We start from the raw sequence: 6,107 nt of genomic DNA, 5'->3' as shown, positions 1-6,107 counted from the left end.
CGACCCCGGCCACGACGGCCGCGACGGCGACGCGGACGCCGGTCGCCTGCCGCCGGGCTTCGGCTGAGCCGGCCGTCCCGCGCGTCCCCCAGGCGGCCGGGACTGGTCCACGGCAGGACATAAACTCATGCCATGCCTGAGATCGACATGAAGCCCCGGAGCCGCGACGTCACCGACGGGATCGAGGCCACCGCAGCACGCGGCATGCTCCGCGCCGTCGGGATGGGCGACGAGGACTGGGCGAAGCCCCAGATCGGCGTCGCGAGCTCCTGGAGCGAGATCACCCCCTGCAACCTCAGCCTCGACCGCCTCGCGCAGGGCGCCAAGGAGGGCGTGCACGCGGGCGGCGGCTACCCGCTCCAGTTCGGGACCATCTCCGTCAGCGACGGCATCTCCATGGGCCACGAGGGCATGCACTTCTCGCTCGTCTCGCGCGAGGTCATCGCCGACAGCGTCGAGACCGTCATGATGGCCGAGCGCCTCGACGGCTCCGTGCTCCTCGCCGGGTGCGACAAGTCGCTCCCCGGCATGCTCATGGCCGCGGCCCGCCTCGACCTCTCCTCGGTGTTCCTCTACGCGGGATCCATCGCCCCCGGCTGGGTGAAGCTCTCGGACGGCACCGAGAAGGAGGTCACCATCATCGACGCCTTCGAGGCGGTCGGCGCGTGCAAGGCCGGCACGATGAGCCAGGAGGACCTGACCCGCATCGAGAAGGCCATCTGCCCGGGCGAGGGCGCCTGCGGCGGCATGTACACCGCGAACACCATGGCGAGCGTCGCCGAGGCCCTCGGCATGAGCCTCCCCGGATCCGCCGCCCCGCCGAGCGCCGACCGCCGTCGCGACTACTTCGCTCACCGCTCCGGCGAGGCCGTCGTCAACCTCATCGCGAAGGGCATCACCGCGCGCGACATCATGACCAAGGAGGCGTTCGAGAACGCCATCTCCGTGGTCATGGCGTTCGGCGGATCCACCAACGCGGTCCTCCACCTGCTCGCCATCGCGCGCGAGGCCGAGGTCGACCTGCAGCTGTCCGACTTCAACCGCATCGCCGACCGCGTGCCGCACCTCGGCGACCTCAAGCCCTTCGGCCGCTTCGTCATGAACGACGTCGACCGCGTCGGCGGCGTCCCCGTCGTCATGAAGGCGCTGCTCGACGCGGGACTCCTGCACGGCGACGTCATGACCGTCACCGGACGCACGATGCGCGAGAACCTCGAGTCGATGGACCTGGCGGACCTCGACGGCACGGTCCTCCGCAAGATGGACGACCCCATCCACGCCACCGGCGGCATCAGCGTCCTGCACGGGTCGCTGGCCCCCGAGGGCGCGGTCGTCAAGACGGCCGGCTTCGACCTCGACGTGTTCGAGGGCCCGGCCCGCGTCTTCGAGCGCGAGCGCGCCGCCATGGACGCTCTCACCGAGGGCCGCATCTCGAAGGGCGACGTCATCGTCATCCGCTACGAGGGCCCGAAGGGCGGCCCCGGCATGCGCGAGATGCTCGCCATCACGGGCGCCATCAAGGGCGCTGGCCTCGGCAAGGATGTACTACTCTTGACGGACGGTCGATTCTCAGGCGGCACAACCGGACTGTGCATCGGCCACATGGCTCCCGAAGCGGTGGACGCAGGTCCCGTCGCCTTCGTGCGCGATGGAGACCGGATCCGCGTCGACATCGCCGCTCGCACGCTCGACCTACTGGTCGACGAGGCCGAGCTCGCCGCCCGCCGTGAGGGGTGGGCACCTCTCCCGCCGCGCTACACGCGCGGGGTCCTCGCCAAGTACGCCAAGCTCGTGCACTCGGCCGCCGAGGGCGCGATCACGGGATGACCCCCTCCTCACCTCCAGCACCCTCTCCCAGGAATCGCGCACCCATGCCAGCTCTGCCCACCCCGCCCCCCACGCCGCAGGCGCCGACCGCCCACCAGGGCGACGAGATCCTCACCGGGGCCGAGGCGGTCGTCCGCACCCTCGAGCTCCTCGGGGTCGACGACATCTTCGGCCTCCCCGGCGGCGCCATCCTCCCCACCTACGACCCGCTCATGGACTCGACGAAGCTGCGCCACATCCTCGTCCGCCACGAGCAGGGCGCCGGCCACGCCGCGGAGGGCTACGCGTCCTCGAGCGGACGCACCGGCGTCTGCATCGCGACCTCCGGCCCCGGCGCGACGAACCTCGTCACGGCCATCGCGGACGCGTACATGGACTCGGTGCCGCTCCTCGCGATCACGGGCCAGGTCTTCTCGACCCTGATGGGCACCGACGCCTTCCAGGAGGCCGACATCGTGGGCATCACGATGCCCATCACGAAGCACAGCTTCCTGGTCACGCGGCCCGAGGACATCCCGTCGACCATCGCGTCGGCGTACCACATCGCCTCCACGGGCCGCCCGGGTCCGGTGCTCGTCGACATCACGAAGGACGCGCAGCAGCTCGAGGCGCCGTTCCACTGGCCGCCGAAGATCGACCTGCCCGGCTACCGCCCCGTCGTCAAGGCGCACGGCAAGCAGATCGCCGCGGCGGCCCAGCTGCTCGTCGAGGCGAAGAAGCCCGTCCTCTACGTCGGCGGCGGCGTGATCCGCGCCAAGGCGCACGAGGAGCTCCTCGCGCTGGCCGAGGCGGTCGGCGCCCCCGTCGTCACCACGCTCATGGCGCGCGGCGCGTTCCCCGACTCCCACCCGCAGCAGCTCGGCATGCCCGGCATGCACGGCACGGTGCCCGCGGTGCTCGCGCTGCAGGAGTCCGACCTGCTCGTCTCGCTCGGCGCGCGCTTCGACGACCGCGTCACCGGCAAGGCATCGCTCTTCGCGCCGAACGCCAAGGTCGTGCACGTGGACGTCGACCCGGCGGAGATCTCCAAGATCCGCATCGCGGACGTCCCCATCGTGGGCGACGCGAAGGACGTCATCGCCGACCTCGCCGTCGCCTTCCGCGAGGCGAAGGCCGCATCCGCGGTCGAGCAGGACATCGCCGACTGGTGGACGTACCTCGACGGGCTCCGCGAGGAGTTCCCGCTCGGCTACACGCCGCCCGAGGACGGCCAGCTCGCGCCGCAGTACGTCATCCAGCGCATCGGCGAGATCACGGGCCCGGAGGGCGTATTCGCCTCCGGCGTCGGCCAGCACCAGATGTGGGCCGCGCAGTTCATCAAGTACGAGCGCCCCAACTCCTGGCTCAACTCCGGCGGCGCCGGCACCATGGGCTACTCGGTGCCCGCCGCGATGGGCGCGAAGGTCGCCCAGCCGGATCGGGACGTGTGGGCCATCGACGGCGACGGCTGCTTCCAGATGACCAACCAGGAGCTCGCCACCTGCACGATCAACGACATCCCCATCAAGGTCGCGATCATCAACAACTCGTCGCTCGGCATGGTGCGCCAGTGGCAGACCCTGTTCTACGAGGGCCGCTACTCGAACACCGACCTCAACACGGGCGGCGGCACGCGCATGGTGCCCGACTTCGTGAAGATGGCCGATGCGTACGGCGCCCTCGGGATCCGCGTGACGAAGCCGGAGGAGGTGGACGACGCGATCCGCCTGGCGCTCGCCACCAACGACCGGCCCGTGGTCATCGACTTCGTGGTCAGCCGCGACGCGATGGTGTGGCCGATGGTGCCGCAGGGCCTCAGCAACAGCGCCGTGCAGTACGCCCGCGACCACGCCCCCGACTGGGACGACGACCTCGCGGAGACCGGGAGGACCGAGAAGTGAGCCACATCCTGAGCCTCCTCGTGGAGGACAAGCCCGGCCTGCTGACGCGCGTCGCGGGGCTCTTCGCCCGCCGCGGCTTCAACATCGAGTCGCTGGCCGTCGGCGCGAGCGAGATCGAGGGGCTGTCGCGGATCACGGTGGTCGTGGACGTCGAGGCGCTCCCGCTCGAGCAGGTGACGAAGCAGCTGAACAAGCTCATCAACGTCATCAAGATCGTGGAGCTCGATCCCGGCCAGGCCGTCGAGCGCGAGCACCTGCTCGTCAAGGTGCGCGTCGACAACACCACGCGCTCGCAGGTGCTCGAGGCCGTGAACCTGTTCCGCGCGCGCGTGGTCGACGTGGCCACCGACGCGCTGATCATCGAGGTCACGGGCGACTCGGGGAAGGTCCAGGCCCTCCTCCGCGTGCTCGAGCCGTTCGGCATCAAGGAGCTCGCGCAGTCGGGCCTCCTCGCCATGGGCCGCGGATCCAAGTCCATCACCGACCGCGTCTTCCGCACCGCCTAGGACGACCCCGACCCGTCGCGCGGGGCAGCCGCTAGGCTCCCCGCGCACGGCACGAACGCATGCCCCGCGCCCACGCGCGACAGCCCGGCACGACCGCCCCTCGCCCTTCCGCGGGGACGACAGAACAAGGAGATCCATCACGTGACTGACATCGTCTACGACAAGGACGCCGACCTCTCGCTCATCCAGGGTCGCAAGGTCGCCGTCATCGGCTACGGCTCGCAGGGCCACGCGCACGCGCTGAACCTCCGCGACTCCGGCGTCGAGGTCGTCATCGGCCTCAAGGAGGGCTCGACGAGCCGCGCCAAGGCCGAGGAGCAGGGCTTCACGGTGAAGACGCCGTCCGACGCGTCCGCATGGGCCGACGTCATCGTGATCCTCGCGCCCGACCAGCACCAGCGCGGCCTCTACGCCGACAGCGTCCGCGACAACCTCACCGAGGGCAAGACGCTCGTCTTCGCGCACGGCTTCAACATCCGCTTCGGCTACATCGAGGCGCCCGAGGGCGTCGACGTCGTCCTCGTCGCCCCCAAGGGCCCGGGCCACACCGTGCGCCGCGAGTTCGAGGCCGGCCGCGGCGTCCCGGTCATCGTCGCCGTCGAGGTCGACGCGTCCGGCAAGGCGTGGGACCTCGCCTGGTCGTACGCGAAGGGCATCGGCGGCCTGCGCGCCGGCGGCATCCGCACCACCTTCACCGAGGAGACCGAGACCGACCTCTTCGGCGAGCAGGCCGTCCTCTGCGGCGGCACCTCGCAGCTGGTGCAGTACGGCTTCGAGACGCTCATCGAGGCGGGCTACCAGCCGCAGATCGCGTACTTCGAGGTGCTGCACGAGCTCAAGCTCATCGTCGACCTCATGTGGGAGGGCGGCATCGCGAAGCAGCGCTGGAGCATCTCCGACACGGCCGAGTACGGCGACTACGTCTCCGGCCCGCGCGTCATCTCGCCGGACGTCAAGGAGAACATGAAGGCCGTCCTCGCGGACATCCAGTCCGGCGCGTTCGCCGACCGCTTCATCAAGGACCAGGACGCCGGCGCGCCCGAGTTCCTCGAGCTCCGCAAGAAGGGCGAGGAGCACCCGATCGAGTCCACCGGCCGCGAGCTGCGCAAGCTCTTCGCGTGGAACAAGGCCGACGACGACTACACGGACGGGTCGGTCGCGCGCTAGCCGACGCCCACCCGCACCACCGGACGCCCGGTCGCCTCGCGCGACCGGGCGTCCTCGCGTCCCCGTGTCCCCGGATGCCGGCGGCCGTGCCGTGTGCGGGGTCGCTCGGCGCCGAGCACGTACCATCGGGGGATGCCCAGCACCCCCGACGACGACGCCCTCAGCTGGGCCGGCGAGGAGGCGGATCCCACGCTCGCCCGCTCGCCCGAGCCGCAGCGCGCGGTGCCGCGCCGCCGCCCCGACGCCGCCCCCGCGACCGGGACCGGCCGCGCCTCGGCCCTCGGCGCGACGGCCGCGCGCCGTGCCGCCGCCGGCAGCGACGCCACCGCGTCCGCATCCGAGGATCCGCGCGTCCGCCCGACCTCCGATGACGAGGCCGCGCCCGACGCATCGCCCGAGGTCGTGGGGCTCGCCTTCTTCGGCGCCGTCGCGATCCTCGAGGCCATCGCCTGGTTCTTCGTCGTGCGCGACAACCCGTCGAGCGCCGGATCCGCGTTCCAGGTCGGCGTCGCGCAGGCGACCGAGGCGCTCACGGTGCTCGCTCCGCCGCTGTGGCTGGCCGCCGTCCTCGCAGCCCTCCGCGGGATGCGCGTCGGACGCCGCATGCTCGTGCTCGCCGCGGGCGCCGTCGTCCTCTTCCCCTGGCCCTGGCTGGTGACGCGATGAGCGGCGACCGGGCCGCGGTCGGCGCCCCCGCGACCGCTCCCGTCCGGACGCGGCGTGGCCG

General features: G+C 71.5%; 5 protein-coding genes. All 5 read left to right on the top strand.

The window, feature by feature from the left end:
* Positions 1 to 132 precede the first annotated feature (132 nt).
* The gene (gene ilvD / locus DZG00_RS11105) at positions 133 to 1,827 is read left to right on the top strand and encodes a dihydroxy-acid dehydratase (RefSeq protein ID WP_119382712.1); all 1,695 of its coding nucleotides are present in this window, start codon (positions 133 to 135) and stop codon (positions 1,825 to 1,827) included.
* A gap of 44 nt (positions 1,828 to 1,871) precedes the next feature.
* A complete protein-coding gene (locus tag DZG00_RS11100) occupies positions 1,872 to 3,707 on the top strand; it encodes an acetolactate synthase large subunit (protein ID WP_233549133.1) in 1,836 nt (611 codons plus the stop codon).
* Positions 3,704 to 4,213 carry an acetolactate synthase small subunit gene (gene ilvN, locus DZG00_RS11095; protein ID WP_012037781.1) on the top strand — a complete coding sequence of 170 codons (510 nt, stop codon included), beginning with the start codon at positions 3,704 to 3,706 and terminating at the stop codon, positions 4,211 to 4,213. The genes DZG00_RS11100 and ilvN overlap by 4 nt, the downstream gene beginning before the upstream one ends.
* Positions 4,214 to 4,354: 141 nt before the next feature.
* Positions 4,355 to 5,380, top strand: a complete 1,026-nt coding sequence (ilvC, locus tag DZG00_RS11090; protein WP_012298794.1) for a ketol-acid reductoisomerase — start codon at positions 4,355 to 4,357, stop codon at positions 5,378 to 5,380.
* A gap of 132 nt (positions 5,381 to 5,512) precedes the next feature.
* Positions 5,513 to 6,046 carry a hypothetical protein gene (locus DZG00_RS11085; protein ID WP_119455625.1) on the top strand — a complete coding sequence of 178 codons (534 nt, stop codon included), beginning with the start codon at positions 5,513 to 5,515 and terminating at the stop codon, positions 6,044 to 6,046.
* The last annotated feature ends 61 nt before the right edge of the window (positions 6,047 to 6,107 follow it).

The organism is Clavibacter lycopersici, assembly GCF_003576405.1.
GTDB lineage: Bacteria > Actinomycetota > Actinomycetes > Actinomycetales > Microbacteriaceae > Clavibacter > Clavibacter lycopersici.
The sequence above is the reverse complement of the archived record's forward strand: the minus strand, read 5'-3'. Positions and strand labels throughout refer to the sequence as shown.